This is a genomic window from Alkalihalobacterium sp. TH-98, assembly GCF_057473385.1.
This window is the reverse complement of record NZ_JBYCKM010000014.1, coordinates 31,865-49,588: the sequence shown is the minus strand read 5'-3', so window position 1 is coordinate 49,588 and position 17,724 is coordinate 31,865. Positions and strand designations below refer to the sequence as shown.

Annotated in this window: 19 protein-coding genes; 13 read left to right on the top strand and 6 right to left on the bottom strand. The window is 37.7% G+C overall.

Going from position 1 to position 17,724, the window contains the following annotated elements:
* Position 1: 1 nt before the first annotated feature.
* The 8 genes from accC to AC2VNP_RS06495 all read left to right on the top strand — a co-directional run bounded on the left by accC (position 2) and on the right by AC2VNP_RS06495 (position 7,891).
* Positions 2-1,357 (top strand): acetyl-CoA carboxylase biotin carboxylase subunit, encoded by a 1,356-nt coding sequence (gene accC, locus AC2VNP_RS06530; RefSeq protein WP_486916561.1) that lies wholly within the window; start codon positions 2-4, stop codon positions 1,355-1,357.
* Between the two features lie 17 nt (positions 1,358-1,374).
* Entirely contained in the window at positions 1,375-1,587 is a 213-nt protein-coding gene (locus AC2VNP_RS06525; RefSeq protein WP_275119547.1) for an acetyl-CoA carboxylase biotin carboxyl carrier protein subunit, read from the top strand.
* 134 nt (positions 1,588-1,721) lie between these two features.
* On the top strand, positions 1,722-2,636 hold the full coding sequence (locus AC2VNP_RS06520) for a hydroxymethylglutaryl-CoA lyase (RefSeq protein ID WP_486916560.1): 915 nt from the start codon (positions 1,722-1,724) through the stop codon (positions 2,634-2,636).
* 19 nt (positions 2,637-2,655) lie between these two features.
* Positions 2,656-3,438 carry an enoyl-CoA hydratase gene (locus tag AC2VNP_RS06515; RefSeq protein ID WP_486916559.1) on the top strand — a complete coding sequence of 261 codons (783 nt, stop codon included), beginning with the start codon at positions 2,656-2,658 and terminating at the stop codon, positions 3,436-3,438.
* Between the two features lie 27 nt (positions 3,439-3,465).
* Positions 3,466-4,995, top strand: coding sequence for an acyl-CoA carboxylase subunit beta (locus AC2VNP_RS06510; RefSeq protein ID WP_486916558.1), 1,530 nt, complete (start codon positions 3,466-3,468; stop codon positions 4,993-4,995).
* A gap of 138 nt (positions 4,996-5,133) precedes the next feature.
* A complete protein-coding gene (locus AC2VNP_RS06505; protein ID WP_486916557.1) occupies positions 5,134-7,074 on the top strand; it encodes an AMP-binding protein in 1,941 nt (646 codons plus the stop codon).
* Between the two features lie 231 nt (positions 7,075-7,305).
* Positions 7,306-7,518, top strand: a complete 213-nt coding sequence (locus AC2VNP_RS06500) for an alpha/beta-type small acid-soluble spore protein (protein WP_418198538.1) — start codon at positions 7,306-7,308, stop codon at positions 7,516-7,518.
* A 124-nt stretch (positions 7,519-7,642) separates the two neighbouring features.
* Positions 7,643-7,891, top strand: coding sequence for a hypothetical protein (locus AC2VNP_RS06495; RefSeq protein ID WP_418198537.1), 249 nt, complete (start codon positions 7,643-7,645; stop codon positions 7,889-7,891).
* Positions 7,892-7,989: 98 nt separating this feature from the next.
* Here the strand turns inward: AC2VNP_RS06495 and AC2VNP_RS06490 are convergent, their stop codons facing one another.
* The 5 genes from AC2VNP_RS06490 to AC2VNP_RS06470 all read right to left on the bottom strand — a co-directional run bounded on the left by AC2VNP_RS06490 (position 7,990) and on the right by AC2VNP_RS06470 (position 12,264).
* Positions 7,990-9,087 carry an ABC transporter ATP-binding protein gene (locus AC2VNP_RS06490; protein ID WP_486916556.1) on the bottom strand — a complete coding sequence of 366 codons (1,098 nt, stop codon included), beginning with the start codon at positions 9,085-9,087 and terminating at the stop codon, positions 7,990-7,992.
* A gap of 108 nt (positions 9,088-9,195) precedes the next feature.
* A complete protein-coding gene (locus tag AC2VNP_RS06485) occupies positions 9,196-10,092 on the bottom strand; it encodes a PucR family transcriptional regulator (protein ID WP_486916555.1) in 897 nt (298 codons plus the stop codon).
* Positions 10,093-10,193: 101 nt separating this feature from the next.
* A complete protein-coding gene (locus AC2VNP_RS06480; protein ID WP_486916554.1) occupies positions 10,194-10,394 on the bottom strand; it encodes a hypothetical protein in 201 nt (66 codons plus the stop codon).
* Positions 10,395-10,574: 180 nt separating this feature from the next.
* On the bottom strand, positions 10,575-10,817 hold the full coding sequence (locus AC2VNP_RS06475) for a DUF5342 family protein (protein ID WP_486916553.1): 243 nt from the start codon (positions 10,815-10,817) through the stop codon (positions 10,575-10,577).
* A gap of 61 nt (positions 10,818-10,878) precedes the next feature.
* A complete protein-coding gene (locus tag AC2VNP_RS06470; protein WP_486916552.1) occupies positions 10,879-12,264 on the bottom strand; it encodes a YheC/YheD family endospore coat-associated protein in 1,386 nt (461 codons plus the stop codon).
* Positions 12,265-12,476: 212 nt separating this feature from the next.
* On the opposite strand from AC2VNP_RS06470, the gene AC2VNP_RS06465 reads away from it, so the two are divergent.
* From AC2VNP_RS06465 to AC2VNP_RS06455, 3 genes are all read left to right on the top strand, one after another.
* Positions 12,477-13,613: a DUF445 domain-containing protein gene (locus AC2VNP_RS06465; protein ID WP_486916551.1), complete on the top strand. Its 1,137-nt coding sequence runs from the start codon at positions 12,477-12,479 to the stop codon at positions 13,611-13,613.
* 86 nt (positions 13,614-13,699) lie between these two features.
* Positions 13,700-14,050, top strand: a complete 351-nt coding sequence (locus tag AC2VNP_RS06460; protein WP_418198530.1) for a YlbF/YmcA family competence regulator — start codon at positions 13,700-13,702, stop codon at positions 14,048-14,050.
* Between the two features lie 193 nt (positions 14,051-14,243).
* A complete protein-coding gene (locus AC2VNP_RS06455; RefSeq protein ID WP_418198529.1) occupies positions 14,244-15,086 on the top strand; it encodes an HAD family hydrolase in 843 nt (280 codons plus the stop codon).
* A gap of 111 nt (positions 15,087-15,197) precedes the next feature.
* Here AC2VNP_RS06455 and AC2VNP_RS06450 read toward each other — a convergent pair whose 3' ends face one another.
* Positions 15,198-15,380, bottom strand: a complete 183-nt coding sequence (locus AC2VNP_RS06450) for a YhzD family protein (RefSeq protein ID WP_486916550.1) — start codon at positions 15,378-15,380, stop codon at positions 15,198-15,200.
* Between the two features lie 170 nt (positions 15,381-15,550).
* On the opposite strand from AC2VNP_RS06450, the gene AC2VNP_RS06445 reads away from it, so the two are divergent.
* Both AC2VNP_RS06445 and AC2VNP_RS06440 read left to right on the top strand, forming a co-directional pair.
* On the top strand, positions 15,551-16,450 hold the full coding sequence (locus AC2VNP_RS06445) for an ABC transporter ATP-binding protein (RefSeq protein ID WP_486916549.1): 900 nt from the start codon (positions 15,551-15,553) through the stop codon (positions 16,448-16,450).
* Positions 16,443-17,708 (top strand): ABC transporter permease, encoded by a 1,266-nt coding sequence (locus tag AC2VNP_RS06440; RefSeq protein WP_486916548.1) that lies wholly within the window; start codon positions 16,443-16,445, stop codon positions 17,706-17,708. The genes AC2VNP_RS06445 and AC2VNP_RS06440 overlap by 8 nt, the downstream gene beginning before the upstream one ends.
* Positions 17,709-17,724: the final 16 nt, after the last annotated feature.

Genomic DNA, 17,724 nt, shown 5'->3' with positions numbered 1-17,724 from the left:
ATTGTTTCAAAAAGTGTTAATAGCGAATCGTGGAGAAATTGCATTACGAATTATTCGTACATGTCAACGTCTAGGAATTAAAACTGTAGCTGTATATTCCGAAGCAGATGCTGAGTCATTACATGTAAAACATGCAGATGAAGCGTACTTAATTGGAAAACCAAGAGTTAATGAAAGTTATTTAAACATGGATATTATTCTTGAAAAGGCGAAAGAAACTGGAGCGGATGCCATTCACCCTGGCTACGGCTTACTTTCAGAGAATAGTAGTTTTGCCCAAAGGTGTCATGAAGAAGGAATTACATTTATTGGTCCTTCCCCAGAAGTAATTGCTAATATGGGCAGTAAAATTGAAGCTAGAAAAGCAATGGAGAAAGCGGGAGTTCCTGTTGTACCAGGAATTACAAGACCGCTGACGGATGCCGATGAAGCTGTTCTTATAGCAAATGAGATTGGATATCCGGTTATGCTGAAAGCTTCTGCTGGTGGTGGCGGAATTGGCATGCAAGTAGTCAGAAGTGATGAAGAAATAAAAAAAGCCTACGAAGGAAATCAAAAACGAGCAACGGATTTCTTCGGTGATGGCGCCATGTATGTTGAAAAATTCGTTGAAAACCCCCGGCATATTGAAATTCAAATATTAGCTGATCAATCTGGAAACACATTGTACTTGTGGGAAAGAGATTGCTCGGTTCAAAGACGCCATCAAAAGGTAGTTGAAGAAGCACCTTCTCCATTTCTAGATGAAGAAACACGTAAAAATATGGGGGAAGCTGCCGTACGTGCTGCAAAAGCCATTGGCTATGAAAATGCAGGTACAATTGAATTTTTAGTAGATGAAAATAAAAATTTCTACTTTCTTGAAATGAATACGAGATTACAAGTTGAGCATCCGGTAACGGAAGAAATTACAGGCTTAGACCTTGTTGAACAACAGCTTAAAATTGCTTCTGGACAATTACTAGAAATGAATCAGGAAGATGTACAGTTGCAAGGTCATGCGATCGAAGTGCGCATATATGCGGAAGATCCAAAGACATTTTTCCCTTCACCAGGAAAAATTACGGTATTTCAGTTGCCTGAGCAGCCATTTGTCAGAAATGAATGTGCAGTGAGCGAGCACTCAGTTGTTACACCATTTTATGATCCGATGATTGCTAAATTAATTGTTAAAGGTGAAGATCGCGAAGAAGCAATTGAGTACTTACAACAAGCATTAAAAAGTTATGTAGTTGAAGGAATTAAAACAAATATTCCGATGCTCCAGCAAGTTGTAGAGCACCCTTCATTTATAGTAGGAGATGTGACAACAAACTTTGTTTCTGAAAAATTACAAAATAAACCAATTAAAAAATAATCCGAGGAGGAATTATGATGAGTCAAGTAATTACAAATATGGCAGGTAACCTTTGGAAACTATTAGTTCAAGTAGGAGATAAAGTAGAAGAAGGGCAAGACATTGCAATCCTAGAGTCGATGAAAATGGAGATACCTGTTGCTGCAGAAGAGAGTGGAACAGTAAAAGAAGTATTAAAAGAAGAAGGCGATTTCGTTGATGAGGGTGAAGTGTTGATCGTACTTGAATAGTAACGACTATTAAGGTCGAACATCTATTTTCACTAAAAGAATTCCAATCACTTTAAAGAGTAGAGTCTTAGGAAAGACATTAATTATTGCCATTCTCGGTAATCAATCGTGCTTTCTAATTAAGGGGGGAAATCGTGAAATTTCCTAACAACATTCTATTGAAGGAAGTTGGACCACGGGATGGACTGCAAAACGAAAAATCTTTTATTTCAACTGAAGATAAAGTGGAATGGATTAATATGTTGTCTAATACTGGACTTTCGTATATTGAAATAACGTCTTTTGTTCATCCGAAGTGGATCCCGGCACTTGCTGACGCTGTCGATGTAGCCAAAAAGATTAAAAGAAAACCAGGCATCACTTATGCAGCGTTAGTCCCTAATGAAAAAGGGTTACAACGTGCTTTAGAGGCTAATATCGATGAAGTTTCTGTCTTTATGTCAGCAAGTGAAACACATAATCAAAAAAATATAAATAAATCAATTGACGATACATTTAAGGTGCTCAGGCCCGTTGTTCAAGAAGCAAAAGCAAATGGTAAAACGACGAGAGGATATGTGTCTACTGTTTTCGGGTGTCCCTATGAACAAAATATCTCAATCGAAGATGTCATTAAAGTGTCTGAGCATTTGTTTGATATGGGAATCGATGAGTTATCTTTAGGGGATACGATTGGTGTTGGTAACCCTGCACAAGTTCAACGTGTTTTAGATGAACTTCTAACAAGATTCCCAGCCGATCAGCTTGCTATGCACTTCCACGATACAAGAGGTACAGCGCTAGCTAATATCTTAGCTTCATTAGACATGGGCATTACGAAATTTGACGCAGCTGTAGCTGGTCTAGGCGGTTGTCCGTATGCTCCAGGTGCATCAGGCAATGTTGCTACTGAAGATTTACTTTATATGTTAAATGAGATGAGAATTGAAACGGGTGTAAATCAAGATCTTTTAATAGCAGCAGCACAGTGGATTGAAGAAAAGGTAGGCAGAACATTGCCTAGTCGAAATTTACAAGTAGCAAAAGCAAGCTGTCAAACTAGAGCCTAATCGTAAGGGGGATTTAACATTGGATAAAAAAGTATTGTTGACGATAGACGAGTCAGGTGTAGCACATATTACGCTTGATCGTCCAGAAGCAGCTAATGCTCTATCCCTTCAAATGTTATACGAGTTACACGAAGCAATACACGAGGTGAAATACAATCCTGAAGTACGTTGTGTTGTCATAAAAGCATCAGGTGAAAAGGTGTTTTGTGCAGGTGCTGACTTAAAAGAGCGTGCGGGAATGGACCCTATTCAAGTGAAACGAACAGTGTCACTGATTAGAGGTAATATTAATGATATTGAAGCTCTTCCTCAGCCAGTTATTTGTGCTTTAAATGGAAGTGCATTCGGTGGTGGACTTGAACTTGCTTTGGCTTGCGATATTCGTATAGCAGCCGATCATATCAAAATGGGGTTAACTGAAACGTCATTAGCCATTATTCCAGGAGCTGGTGGAACACAACGTCTTCCGAGGCTCATTGGAAAAGGAAAGGCTAAAGAACTGATCTATACCGCTCGAAGGGTAGATGCGTATGAAGCAGAGAAAATCGGCTTAGTTGAATATGTCGTTCCTCTAGAGAGTATGGATCAGAAAGTGAGTGAAATCACTTCACAAATCGCAAAAAATGGACCAATTGCCTTGCAACAAGCAAAGTATGCCATTGATAAAGGCTTAGAAGTTGATTTACAAACAGGGTTAGCACTTGAACAAAAAGCATATGAAGTAACGATTCCGACAAAGGACCGAATAGAGGGGTTAACAGCTTTTAAAGAAAAGCGAACACCTAATTATACTGGTGAATAAAGAAACATTTTAAGGAGGCGATCTACCATGTCATTTGAAAAAGAATTACAGGATCGAATCGAAACGATAAAAAAAGGCGGAGCGGACAAATATCATCAAAGCAACGCCGAAAAAGGGAAGTTATTCGTCCGTGAAAGGCTTGAACTTTTATTCGATGACGGATTAAATATTGAAGATGGATTCTTTGCTAATTGCACGGCTGAAGGACTTCCAGCTGATGGGGTAGTTACGGGTATTGGGAAGATTAATGGTGAGACGGTCTGTGTAATGGCAAATGACTCAACCATTAAAGCCGGATCATGGGGATCGAGAACAGTCGAAAAAATCATCCGTATCCAAGAAACAGCGGAGAAGCTAAATGTACCGATGCTTTATTTAGTCGATTCAGCTGGAGCTCGTATTACTGACCAAGTTGAAATGTTTCCAGGGCGCCGCGGGGCAGGGAGAATTTTTTATAACCAAGTAAAACTGTCTGGCCGCGTTCCACAAATCTGTTTATTATTTGGTCCATCTGCTGCTGGTGGAGCATATATCCCAGCATTTTGCGATATTGTAATTATGGTTGACGGAAATGCCTCGATGTATTTAGGATCTCCACGTATGGCTGAAATGGTTATTGGCGAAAAAGTGACACTAGAAGAAATGGGTGGAGCGAAAATGCACTGCTCCGTTTCCGGATGTGGTGATATTCTAGCCAAAACTGAACAAGATGCCATTGAAATGGCAAGACAATACTTATCTTATTTTCCAGCAAACTATGGAGAAGATGCACCTGTTAAAGAACCAGTTGCACCAAAAGCTTTTGAGAAAACATTGGAAGAAGTTATTCCTCAAAATCAAAATGCACCGTTCAACATGCACGATCTTATTAATCGAATTATAGATGAAGGAACGTTCTTTGAAATTAAGAAATTGTTCGCTCAAGAGTTAATTACCGGCTTAGCTAGAATAGATGGTCGTCCTGTTGGGATTATTGCAAATCAACCGAGAATGAAAGGTGGGGTATTATTCCACGATTCAGCGGATAAAGCGGCGAAGTTTATTAACTTATGTGATGCTTACAATATTCCTTTACTATTCTTAGCTGACATCCCAGGATTTATGATTGGTACGAAAGTAGAGCGAGCTGGAATTATTCGCCACGGTGCAAAAATGATTTCTGCAATGAGTGAAGCGACAGTACCTAAAATTTCAATCATTGTTAGAAAAGCGTATGGTGCCGGATTATATGCAATGGCTGGTCCAGCGTTTGAGCCAGATTGTTGCTTAGCACTTCCGAACGCGCAAATCGCTGTAATGGGACCTGAAGCAGCAGTAAACGCTGTGTATGCGAATAAAATTGCTCAGCTTCCAGAAGAAGAAAGACCTGACTTTGTGGCACAAAAGCGTGAAGAGTATAAAGAAGATATAGATATTTACCGATTAGCTTCTGAAATGGTGATTGACGGAATTGTTCCTGCTAATTCATTACGTGACGAATTGTCGAAACGTTTTGAATCTTATATGTCTAAGTATGTTGCATTTACGCATCGTAAGCATCCAGTATATCCAGTATAAGATAAGGAAAATGGACTCAAAAGTGCCTGGCTTAAACCAATGCCATTTATTGTGTTGGTGGTGCCTGGCACTTGGCTTTTGTGATGAAGCCAAAAATAGTTTGAGTTGAAAATTTTAGTGTAAAAAGGGGGATTATGCATGACAGTAGCGTGGAAGCCATCAGATGAAATGATTGAACAGACTCGTCTTTATCGATGGATGAAACAGCTCGGGTACACTGATTATGAAGAGTTTCTTAATGCCTCTACAAAAGATATTGCTTGGTTTTGGAAGGAAGCAGAAAAAGTCTTAAATATAGATTGGTACGAGCCATATAAAGAAACCCTTTCACTTGAGGATGGTGTGAAGTGGCCGAAGTGGTATGTAGGAGGCAAGTTAAATACAGCTTACAATACAGTTGAAACGTGGGCTGAAAAAGAACAAACAGCTAACGCAACGGCTATTGTCTGGGAAAGTGAAGATGGAATCGTTCAAACGTATACGTATGCACAATTATCGGAAGCTGTTGCTCGTGTTGCAAACGGTTTTAAGCAACATGGTTTAAAAAAAGGTGATATTATTGCTATTTATATGCCGATGGTACCGGAGACGGTTATCGCGATGATGGCAGCAGCTAAAATTGGTGCGATTTATTCCCCAATTTTTTCAGGGTATGGAACCGATGCAGTAGCAACGCGTTTAAATGCAGCAGAAGCAAAAATGATCGTAACGGCTGATGGATTTTTACGAAGAGGCCGACCGGTTGCCATGAAAGAAGAGGCAGATCGCGCAGTGGAAAAATCGCCATCGATTGAGAAGGTCATTGTATTTCGAAGACTCGATCGAGATATTCCTTGGAATGACTCAAGAGATGTTGATTGGAAACAATTAATAAAAGAGGAACCATTAAATGAAACACTTTCAATGGATAGTGCAGACCCTTTAATGTTAATTTACACGTCAGGCACTACGGGTCGCCCAAAAGGTGCTGTACATACACATTCGGGATTTCCAATTAAAGCGGCGTTTGATGCTGGTATTGGAATGGATGTAAAAAAAGGGGACACATTATTTTGGTTTACAGACATGGGTTGGATGATGGGGCCGTTTTTAGTGTTTGGTGGTTTAATGAATGGGGCGACGATTTTATTGTATGAGGGAACCCCTGATTTTCCACAACCAGACCGGTTATGGGAAGTCGTTGATAAACACCAAGTGACACATTTAGGAATATCGCCAACGCTTATTCGCTCGATGATGAAGCATGGTGAAGAGTGGCCCCAAAAACATAATTTAAGTATGCTCCGGGTTATTGCTTCAACTGGTGAACCGTGGAACCCAGAACCGTGGTTATGGTTATTTGAAAAAGTAGGCCAATCGCGGATCCCCATTTTTAATTACTCAGGAGGAACAGAAATTTCCGGTGGCATATTAGGAAATGTGTTAGTGCGTCCCATTGGACCGATTACATTTAATTCACCTCTTCCTGGGATGGATGTTGATGTTTTTGAAGAAGACGGAAATCCAGTTTTGAACCAAGTTGGAGAGCTGGTGATCAAGCAGCCTTGGGTTGGAATGACAAAAGGGTTTTGGAATGAACCAGAGCGGTATGAAGAAGCCTATTGGAACCGCTGGGAAAACATTTGGGTTCACGGCGATTGGGTCATTCAAGATTCAAATGGTTTCTGGACTATTACTGGAAGATCAGACGATATATTAAATGTTGCCGGAAAACGCCTGGGCCCAGCTGAAATCGAATCCATTTTAGTTGAACACCCAAATGTCGTTGAAGCAGGTACAATCGGTATACCGGACGATGTAAAAGGAGAAGCTGCGGTTTGTTTTGCAGTACTCAATAAAAGTGGTTTACAGGTAGAACAATTAAAAGAAGAACTGCTTCAACTCGTAGCTGAGAAAATGGGGAAAGCGTTAAAACCTAAAGCGATTTACTTCGTACAAGATTTACCGAAAACGAGAAATGCAAAAGTCATGCGTCGAGCAATCAAAGCTGCTTACTTAAATAAAGATGCTGGTGATCTGTCATCGCTTGAAAATCCACAGGCGCTTACGGAAATTAATCAATTAGGTAAAAACGCTTAAGGTAACATAAATCCCCTTAATCTGGTAAAAAATTATTCTAAACTTTAAACTAAGGTTTAGTAACTAATGGAACTCAATAGGGTGTTAATTTAGCAAAACATCGCATCGGTCAAAACAACCAATGCGATGTTTTTTACTTTAAACTATATTACCTAATATTTCTAACTAGAAAATGTACATAGACTTGTCCAAAAGAAACATACTAGGTTTACAAAGAGGAGGTGAACACACATGCCAACAAACAGCAGCAACAACTCAAATCAATTAGTAGTACCTGGTGTACAACAAGCACTAGACCAAATGAAGTATGAGATTGCTCAAGAGTTTGGTGTTCAACTTGGTCCTGATGCTACTTCTCGTGCTAACGGTTCAGTAGGTGGCGAAATCACAAAGCGTTTAGTTCAAATGGCTGAACAACAAATGAGTGGTTATCAACAACAATAATAATGTTTTGGCGTAGAAGAGGTGGGTAACCCATCTCTTCTTTTTCAGGAAATCACTAATTTTTAAGCTGATGGGCGTTTGCGCTTTAATTTAAGACGAAATAGACTCTTAAGGAGCTTATGATATGGACCACATTTGCCCAATATGTAATGGATTTGAAATGATTAGAGCAGCTTGTGATCGATGTGGGTGTACACTGGAAGACAAAGGAAGGTTAATGGATTACTTTGATGATTATAGTGCTTATTTAGAAATTGATGATATGAAGAAGTCAAATACAATTTCAAATGATTTTCAAAACAATCAATGTCCACACACTCTATCATGCCCAAATTGCGGTACTAACTCAATCATGCTCGTGGGTGAGTGGTAGAAGGTAAAATGTAAATGAAATAACTCAAGTCAGAGCTCGTAATTTATATATAGGAAAGGCCACCGATTTTTTGAAGTCGGTGGCCTTTCCAGCATGTATTAACGAATGCGTTCTTCTGTTTCAGGGTTAAAGAAGTGAACTTTGTTCATATCGAATGCAAGATCGATATTTTGTCCGTTTTGAATATCCGTGCGAGAGTCAACACGTGCTATAACATCTTGCTCATCGATCTTTGTATATAATACAGTCTCTGCACCTGTTAATTCAGCTACTTCTACTTTTGCTGTTACTTTTGTTTCTGGTGAAGACTCGATGAAAAGAAGTTCATCATGGATATCTTCAGGGCGGACCCCAAGAATTATCTCCTTTTCAGCAAAGCCTTTCTCTTTTAATGTTTTTAATTTACCTTGAGGAATACGTACTGATACGTTGTTTAATTTGAAAAACTCACCTTCAATACGTCCGTTAAGGAAGTTCATTGCCGGCGATCCAATAAATCCACCAACAAACACATTTTCAGGGTTATCATAAACGTCTTTAGGTGTACCTACTTGCTGAATAAGTCCATCTTTCATAATAACAATACGAGTAGCCATCGTCATTGCTTCTGTTTGATCGTGTGTAACGTAAATTGTAGTTGTTTGCAGACGGTGGTGAAGTTTTGTTATTTCAGCACGCATTTGTACACGAAGCTTGGCATCTAAGTTAGATAACGGTTCGTCCATTAAGAAAACTTGTGGATCACGAACGATAGCTCGTCCAAGTGCAACACGTTGACGCTGACCACCTGACATTGCTTTCGGTTTACGATCGAGCATTTCTTCTAAGCCAAGAATTTTAGCTGCATCTTTTACACGACGGTCGATTTCTTCTTTTTTAAACTTTCGAAGTTTTAGACCAAAAGCCATATTATCATAAACATTCATATGAGGATATAATGCATAGTTTTGGAATACCATTGCGATATCACGATCTTTTGGAGCGACATCATTCACACGCCTTTCGCCAATGAAAAGATCACCTTTTGAGATATCTTCAAGTCCTGCAATCATTCTAAGAGTTGTTGATTTACCACAACCTGATGGTCCAACAAATACGATAAATTCTTTATCTTTAATATCTAAGTTAAAGTCAGTAACTGCAGTTACATCACCATCATAAATTTTATAAACATGATTTAATTTAATATCAGCCATTTCATTACCTCCTGATTGTTTTCATAGCCTTATTGTAAACACTTACATTGCAACTAACAATTGGCACGGTGAACAAAAAAAAAAACTCCCTTTGTGCATAGTGCACTATTAGAGAGTTTGGTAAATCATAAGCGCGATATAAACAGACACGGCTTGGTCAAAATGCTTAATATCAATCCCTGTTTTTTCAATAAATTTATCAATTCGATATTGTAAAGTGTTTCGATGCATAAATAATTCTTTGGCAGCTAATGTCGTGTTTAGATTATTTTTAAAATACACTTGAATGGTTTTGATTAGTTCTTTATCTAGGTTTACTTCTTTAATTAAGTGGCTCGATATCTTTTGAAGTGCTTCCATGGGCACATGTTCTAGAAGTAAATAAGGAGTTGCCTGATGATAGTATGTAACGTGCTGTGAGGGAGAATGATTTTTCATCACAGTGAAACATTTTTCTTCCCAATTGTATTGCTGGCGTGCTGTTGTAATATTTGACAATTTAGTTCCTACAAAAAAGTGAACATTTATAAAAAAGTCAGCAGTTAAGGCTGCACTTAGTTCTTCAAAATCATCCGTTTCAATCGGTAAATCATTAAAGAATTCTATAATCAGTCCATCTTGATTATTTTTCCATATAATTATAATTTGATGATCAGAAAAACTATGTAAAAAAATTTCATTGAGCTCAGCGGTGTTTTCAATTTCGTGACTAGTAGAAAAATGAATAAATCGAAAGTGATCTGTTTGAAAGATAGGTTCTTTTTCATCGGCATGTGATAAATAATTTAGCCACTGTTGTTCTCTTTCATTTAATTGAATCGGTTGAATTTCTGTTTTCTCTAAAATAATATCGAGTAAAGTAATTTCTTGATCGTCAACAGAAGTTGTATCAATTCCAAACGTTTCACCCGCAGGAGTTGTATACCACTTTATCGTGTTCGGTAACGATGAATGATAATTCAAGTAAAAAGAAGCCCCAAATCGGCGTTCGAGTTCATTAATCATATGTTTCTCCTTATAGAATCTTATGGTTTGTAGACGTTAAATGAGGTCTTTTATTACCTCATTCATTATTGTATCAAAAAAAGAAAGGGCAATCGCCCCTTCTACTTTATTTCGCCTTCCGTGTGGTTTGGCGGGTCCTCTTCGACTAGGTCTCGTGCTTCTTCTATAATGCCAGAGTTATTTTCGTAACTGACAGTTCCGCCCCCGAGTCCTTCGTTTATCATTCGGTCAACATCCATAAAGAAATTTGCACGGTCTTCATTAGCATTCTCAAATGTATCTTTATTTTGGTCTTTATCCAATGTAAATCCCTCCTTCCCCATTAACTTTTGACATTTATTCAATCGTTATTCATCCTTCTACAGCTTAAAGTAATAACAAAAAAAGACTAACTCATGGCAGTAAGGCAAGGTGAAAGGGAGTGAACACGCGATGGTGCCCAGTTCCTTAAATGCTTTACATATGAGTTAGTCGTAATGGTTTTAGTGTTCTTCATACACATGATAGAGAAAAAGGTCATGAACTTGGAGTTCTAACTGCTTTCTTTCTTCCTCATTTGGGGCTGGTTCTGACCAGCTAATCGAACCATCTTTATAATAAACCCCAAGAAAATGTTCTCCTTTATAGAAAAAAGAAAACTCCCACTCTTGACGGACAAGGTTATTACGAAGTTCTTTCCATTGAAAGTGTGAAATCACTGGCTTCTTCCCCTTTCTTTTCTGCATACAACCTTCATTTTAGCGCATTGAAAAAAAGAAAGCTAGGATAAGCCTTTTTAAGCGAACATTAGGTAATCAACTGATTAATAAACTGATGGGGGGATTCAAAGGCTCTCTTACTCAGATAAATGGCATACTCTAGAGGAAGTTCTCTAGAAATGATATCTTCCCTTTTAAGTTTTCCTTGTTCGAAAATCAATCGTCCAGGCTTTGAGTTAGCTTCAAAGAGCCAAATATCTCCATTCTCGTCAATTCCTAAATCAAATCCAATTTCACCTATACAACCTTCTAATTGATGATCGAGTGCGTGACTTAATGTGAGCGCAGCCTGTTTTAGTTGGCTCACTCTTTTCTTTGAAAGAAGTCCATCGTGGACAAGGTCATCTACTGAAATAACTTCGCCTCCACGGTGAATGTGTGTCGTTACACTTTGCCAACCAGCTTTCTTTGCAGCGATCGCGGTGATTTCCCAGCGACCGTTTATATTTTTATTGGTATGAATACGAAAGTCCATCGGTTGTTTACCCAGCTTTAATAGATGAATCCCCTGCTGGACAATGACATCTTCTAAACCGTTAGGATATTCATGTTGTAGAAGACGCGTTAAGTTCGAGTACCTTCGTAAGCGTATTTGATCTTCATCATGGTAACGGCAGTAAAAATAAGGTTCTTCCGGAAGTTTAATGATTTGTTTAATTTCATCACCGTGACTGCCTTCAATTGGCTTAAGATACAAATGCTTATACTTACTTAGTAATGCTTTAAGCTCATGAGAACTTGGTTTGACTAAACTTTCAGGCAAAAAGGGTAGAACGGTGTCATCTCTAGATAATTTCTCGTGAATTTCCTGCTTGTTAAAAAAGTTAGGGTTAAAATATGGGATCGCATATTCTGTTTCAAATTTCTTTTTTGTTGTTTGGATCGTTGCTAAATTTTCAGTTCGCCGGTTAGGGATACGATTATAAATAACATTTGGAAATGGAACGGTTAATAAAGTCCAAGAACCATCGTTTAAGAAGTACCCGTTAATCTCTCCATTTTCCCAATCGATAAGGTGATGGCCGAATACAAAATAAAAGCCTCCTATTTCTTCTTGTGATTGCAATATTTTTGCGTACTGTGAAGTTCTTTGGCCCAATGGAAACTGTTTAGAAGATGTAAATCCGGCTGTAAAAATTCCAATCAGCGGACCAATTAATAAGCATCCATTCTGGTAAAAAAGATGAATAGACGTTTCAAATGGAAACTTTAACTGTTTCCACAGAAGATCTGAGAGGAAGACAGTCTGATCACAATCATTATGTTGTGTGATTTGACAACGTACGGTTTTGCTTCCAAATGACAATTCAATTGAAGTGTTCGCAGTTAATGAATGTTCTTGGAGATACGATGCCGGCAATTGAATGGTAGACTTTTCATCGAACCTTCTTTTTAATTGAAAAGTTTGTTTCATTAGGAGCTCTCCTTCATTAATAAAATTTTTCAAATGATGGCGTTTCACATAGTCAAAATAAGAAGCAGCCATTTCCTTTTTAACCATTTTTCGATATGATGGATAATAGTGTCAGTTTGAATCCAATTCGAAATAGGCATTTGCTGATAGCGTATAGTATGTTTTTAAACAAAATTTCGTGAATAGATGAGTTATAGGGGGCAAGTGGCAACGTGAAGGAAGTAATAATAATTCTTATGATGATCATTATTGGAGCAACAATTGGAGGCGTAACGAACTCTTTAGCTATTAAGATGTTGTTTAGACCTTATAATCCCATCTATATAGGTAAAAAACGAGTTCCGTTCACACCAGGGTTAATTCCGAAAAGAAGAGATGAGTTAGCGGAACAACTAGGTAAAATGGTCGTACAACACCTTTTGACGACTGAAGGACTGCAAAAAAAGTTACTGGATGAAAAGTTTACAAATGAAATGAAGTTATGGGCGCAAGGAGAAGCTAGAGCTATCCTAGAAAGTGATACGACATTAGCAGCTGTATTTCATGAACGATTTGGTGTAGAAAATGTTAGGGGCACGATTGAAGATAAAACCGAACGATGGATCCGGGACGGATTTGAGACCTTCCGTATGCAAAATGGCTCCCGTCCTATTTCTGAAGTGTTGCCATCTAACCTAACACAGAAGTTAGATATTGCAATTCCCGATTTCACTCAATTTATCTTATCGAGAGCGAAAGATTATTTTGAAAGTGAAGAAGGTAAAGATCGTCTCAGTGATATGATTGATAGATTTTTAATGGGCAAGGGAACCCTGGGTAATATGGTGTCGATGTTCTTGGGGAATGACAGGCTAGTGGATAAAGTCCAACCTGAGATTATTAAGTTTTTGGATGATGCGAGTGCAGAGAAGATGATCGAGGCCGTGTTGAGAAAAGAGTGGAATAAACTTAAAGAAAAGCCGCTTTCGTACTACTTAAACAAAGTAGATAAAGAAGAAGTCATTTCTCTACTAAAGAAAACGATTATTAACAGAGTTCCTGTCTATGAGTGGGTGGACCAACCATTAAATGAATGGACAAAGCCATATATGGAAACCATTGTTTCTGAATGGGTACCTAAAGGTGTCGATCTATTAGGACAAACACTGGTCTCTCGTCTTGATAGTCTCATGCAAAAGCTGAACTTAGAAGAAGTTGTTAAAGGTCAAGTTCAAGGTTTTGCTGTTGAACGTCTAGAAGAGATGGTACTTTCTATCTCTAGGCGAGAATTTAAAATGATTACGTATCTTGGGGGATTACTTGGTGGAATGATTGGATTAATTCAAGGAATAATTGTTATTTTTCTTTAGGATTCATAAAAAAATCGACATGAGAGATGAAATTAAACTCATATTATGTTAGAGTCGGTGAAGACCACTTTGAAGGAGGAATCGTTATGTCAAACATTTATGATATAGCACATGAACTTGGAAAATCAATTAAGGAAAGTGACGAGTTTAAGGTACTGAAACAGTTACACGAGGAAATTGAAAAAGATCCGGCAGCGAACCAAATGCTTGAAAACTTCCGTAGAATGCAAATGGAATTACAACAAAAGCAAATGCAAGGAATGCAAATTACAGAAGAAGAAGCACAAAAAGCGCAACAACTATTTGAGTTAGTTCAGCAGCAACCAATCATTTCTAAAATGATGGAAGCAGAACAACGTTTAAGTATGATTATTACAGATATTAACCGTATTATCACTGAACCATTAGAAGAATTATACGGCAACCCTGAACAATAAAATTATCATCGTATGTGTTCAAAGAAAAGGATTAGAAAACAAGACGTATCGCCTAATACTGCGAAAATGAATGTCTTTTCTCATACTTTAATTGAACGACAACTAAAAATGTTCTATTCTAGCCCCCGTTTTCATAGTCTTTACTATAACGTACGTCACGTTCGTAGTAGAAACAATGAGAAGGGGGATTTTTGTGGCTTATCGTCTATTAGCTCTAAATATTGATGGGGTTCTTTTACGCTCAAATGCTCGCCTTAGTAGACAAACTAAAGATGCAATTGAATTTGTAAAAAATAAAGGTGTATATATTACACTAGCGACTGATCGACCGTTTCCAGCTGCTAAGAGAGTTGCAAAAGCTTTAAAGCTAGATACGTGTTTAATTACACATGACGGTGCATACTTAGCTTCAGAACTAGATGAACCTTTATTTGAAAGACGTATTCATGAGGATAAAGTTTTTCAAATTGGTGAAATCCTAGAAAATTATACATGTCATGTTCGGCTTCTCCATGAAAAGTATGGGATCGGAAATAAGCTCAAAAGCAAAAATCAACTCTTGGCCAAGATGACGATAGGAATAGGGGATCCATTATTTTATCCAGTTACCTTTGTTGACTCTATTTGTGATTATATTTTAGATAACCCGGTTGCACCTCCAAAAATCCAAGTGCAGTTCTTAGATAAAGAACAGCAGTTAGAAGCAATGGAAGAGATTGAAAAACAAGTTTCTAACATAACTATTATTGAAGGAAAACAAGGACGTATTAGTATTGTGCCTGAAGGGGTTTCTAAAGTAAGAGGCTTACACCGTTTAGGACGTGAGCTGGGTATTGGTCTAGATCAAATGGTAGCGATTGGTTCTTCTGAAGAAGATCTGGATCTAATTACTCAAGTGGGCTTAGGAGTGGCAATGGGGAACTCACCAAAAGAGGTCCAACAAGCAGCAGATTGGGTGACTCGCTCAAACGACATGCACGGAGTAGCGTACATGGTGCGTGAAGTATTTCGTAAACAACTAAAAATAGAGAATTAACACTACGAATTGTAAAGAATAAAAAGGAGACTGTTTTTCAGTCTCCTTTTTTGCGTAATAAGACGCACTGCTAGTCAGTGCTGTCTAGCAGGCGCCTTCTACTTTTCGTGCCTAACGGTGGAACATTAGGATTTTTCCTGCTCTTGTTAAGCGGTGAGGGTACTCACTGTAGTTTGTTTCTGCTAGTTTTTGCTCGCCGATTTTTTTCGCTTCTTCATCACTTGCAGCTTGAATCGTTTCATTTAACAACTGTTCACCAGTTTGGTTAAATACAGTTAAATAGTAATCTGCCATGGGTTATCCACCTCTAATATTTGTTAGACTTGTACTAATATTTTAAATTCAATCGCTTACATATTCAAGTGAAACATATTGTTGAATAACGTAGACTTTTTAAAAATTTTGTGAAACATAATTCCAGTTCATTCGTATATAAACGATAACACGAGTTTTGGAGGTTTAAAATGAGTTTAGTAATAGAGGATCTAACAAAGAAGTTTGGTAAAACAACTGCAGTCAATCATTTAAATTTGACGATTGAGAAAGGTCAAATGTTTGGTATGTTAGGTGCAAATGGTGCAGGAAAGACGACAACTTTTCGAATGATTTTAAATCTATTAGAACCAACAGAAGGAAAGATCTCATGGAATAACGAAAAGATCAATTATAAATCAAGTCAAATAATAGGATACTTACCAGAAGAAAGAGGGTTATATCCGAAACTTAAAGTGTCAGAGCAATTAATTTATTTAGGTAGACTAAGAGGTATGGAGAAAACTATCATTTTAAAAGAGATGAATCAATGGCTTGAACGTTTTAAAGTTCCTGAATACAAGAATAAAAAAGTAGAAGAGTTATCGAAAGGTAATCAGCAAAAAATTCAATTTATTGCTTCTGTGATACATCGACCGGAGTTACTCATTTTAGATGAACCGTTTAGCGGTCTTGACCCTGTAAATGTTGAATTATTAAAAGAGGCAGTAATTGACCTTAATAAATCGGGAACGACGATCGTTTTTTCCAGTCACAGAATGGAGCATGTAGAAGAACTTTGTGAACACTTAGTAATATTACATAATGGTTCATCTGTTGTGGGAGGGAATATCCGAGATGTTAAACGGTCTTTTGGAAAAATGAATGTGGTCATCCGAGCAGAATTTTCACTCGAATTTCTTGATCAACTGGAAGGTATTCTTAAGGTTAAACATACGAAAGAAGGAGCTGTAGTTCAAATAGCTACTGAAGAAACAGCACATAAGTTATTTCAATTATTAGCAACAAAAGGGTTCGTTCGAAAGTTTGAAATAGAAGACCCATCGTTACATGACATTTTCTTAGAAAAGGTGGGTGCCCAATATGAATAAATTTTTTATTGTTTTAGCACATACTTATCTTTCAAAGTTAAAATCAAAATCCTTCCTCATATCGACGGCAATAACACTCTTATTTATTTTTGGCTTCATGAATTTTGATCGAATTATTACGGTTTTTGATCAAGATCAAAAAGAGAGCAGTGTTGTATTAGTGTTGGATGAAACAGGTCAACTTTTTGAACCGCTTAAACATACTGTCGGTCAAATCAACCCTACTGTAGAATTAAAGGAGTTTGGGGGCTCGTATTCGGAAGCGAAAACGTTAGTGATAGATCAAGAAGTAGAAGGTATGATTGAAGTTTCACTAGGGGAGACAGGGTTACCTGAAGGAAAATATTATGCGATGACAGTTGTCGAACAAATATTACCTTGGCAATTAGAGCAGGCACTTCAGCAAGTAAAAGAAGAAATTGTGACATCAAGCTTAAATCTACAGCCTGAAGAAGTAGCTAGCATTTATGCCCCAATTCAATTCGAGCGCGTTGCGATTGCTGAAACAGCAAAAACAGAAATGGAACTGAACCAAGCACGTATTTTTGTTTACATCTTGCTTTTTATTATTTATTTTTCTGTCCTTATGTTCGGTAATATGATTGCGACGGAAATAGCAATTGAGAAGTCATCAAGAGTGATGGAAATCTTGATTTCTAGTTCCTCACCAATTCAACAAATGTTTGGAAAAATATTTGGGATTGCTTTGTTAGGGTTAACTCAATATGTACTCATTTTCTTAGTGGGTGTTCTTTCCCTTAGACAAAGATTGTCAACCGACTCTTTTGATCCAGAATTAGGAGAGTTAATTGTAGGTCAAGGTATTCCGCTGCATTTGATTGGATACGCATTTTTATTTTTCATCCTCGGCTATTTCTTGTATGCAACGATCTCAGCTATGCTCGGTTCGCTTGTTAGTCGCATTGAGGACGTTAATCAAATGGTCACACCAATGATATTTTTAATTGTAGCTGCCTTTTTAATTGCCATGTTTGGTCTAGCTAATCCAGAAGCTAAGATTGTTACGGTGACTTCATTTATTCCATTTTTTGCACCGATGATTATGTTTTTACGCGTAGGAATGCTATCACTGCCATTATGGGAAGTGTTGCTTGGAGTAGGGATTCTTATAGCCACAATCATTTTATTCGCTTGGATTGGTGCTCGAGTGTATCGCGGTGGTGTACTAATGTACGGAAAGTCGTCTTCATTAAAAGATTTTAAACGAGCATTACAGTTGTCCAAAAGAGAAAAATAATCGATTAGTTTGGTTT

Bases quoted from the DNA above. Each gene is read 5' to 3' on its own strand.
- AC2VNP_RS06510 (WP_486916558.1), top strand. From the start codon at position 3,466: ATGTCATTTGAAAAAGAATTACAGGATCGAATCGAAACGATAAAAAAA.
- AC2VNP_RS06450 (WP_486916550.1), bottom strand. From the start codon at position 15,380: ATGGCAGATTACTATTTAACTGTATTTAACCAAACTGGTGAACAGTTG.
- AC2VNP_RS06440 (WP_486916548.1), top strand. From the start codon at position 16,443: ATGAATAAATTTTTTATTGTTTTAGCACATACTTATCTTTCAAAGTTA.
- AC2VNP_RS06460 (WP_418198530.1), top strand. From the start codon at position 13,700: ATGTCAAACATTTATGATATAGCACATGAACTTGGAAAATCAATTAAG.
- AC2VNP_RS06490 (WP_486916556.1), bottom strand. From the start codon at position 9,087: ATGGCTGATATTAAATTAAATCATGTTTATAAAATTTATGATGGTGAT.
- AC2VNP_RS06445 (WP_486916549.1), top strand. From the start codon at position 15,551: ATGAGTTTAGTAATAGAGGATCTAACAAAGAAGTTTGGTAAAACAACT.
- AC2VNP_RS06475 (WP_486916553.1), bottom strand. From the start codon at position 10,817: ATGCAGAAAAGAAAGGGGAAGAAGCCAGTGATTTCACACTTTCAATGG.
- AC2VNP_RS06505 (WP_486916557.1), top strand. From the start codon at position 5,134: ATGACAGTAGCGTGGAAGCCATCAGATGAAATGATTGAACAGACTCGT.
- AC2VNP_RS06485 (WP_486916555.1), bottom strand. From the start codon at position 10,092: ATGATTAATGAACTCGAACGCCGATTTGGGGCTTCTTTTTACTTGAAT.
- AC2VNP_RS06525 (WP_275119547.1), top strand. From the start codon at position 1,375: ATGAGTCAAGTAATTACAAATATGGCAGGTAACCTTTGGAAACTATTA.
- AC2VNP_RS06495 (WP_418198537.1), top strand. From the start codon at position 7,643: ATGGACCACATTTGCCCAATATGTAATGGATTTGAAATGATTAGAGCA.
- AC2VNP_RS06470 (WP_486916552.1), bottom strand. From the start codon at position 12,264: ATGAAACAAACTTTTCAATTAAAAAGAAGGTTCGATGAAAAGTCTACC.
- AC2VNP_RS06500 (WP_418198538.1), top strand. From the start codon at position 7,306: ATGCCAACAAACAGCAGCAACAACTCAAATCAATTAGTAGTACCTGGT.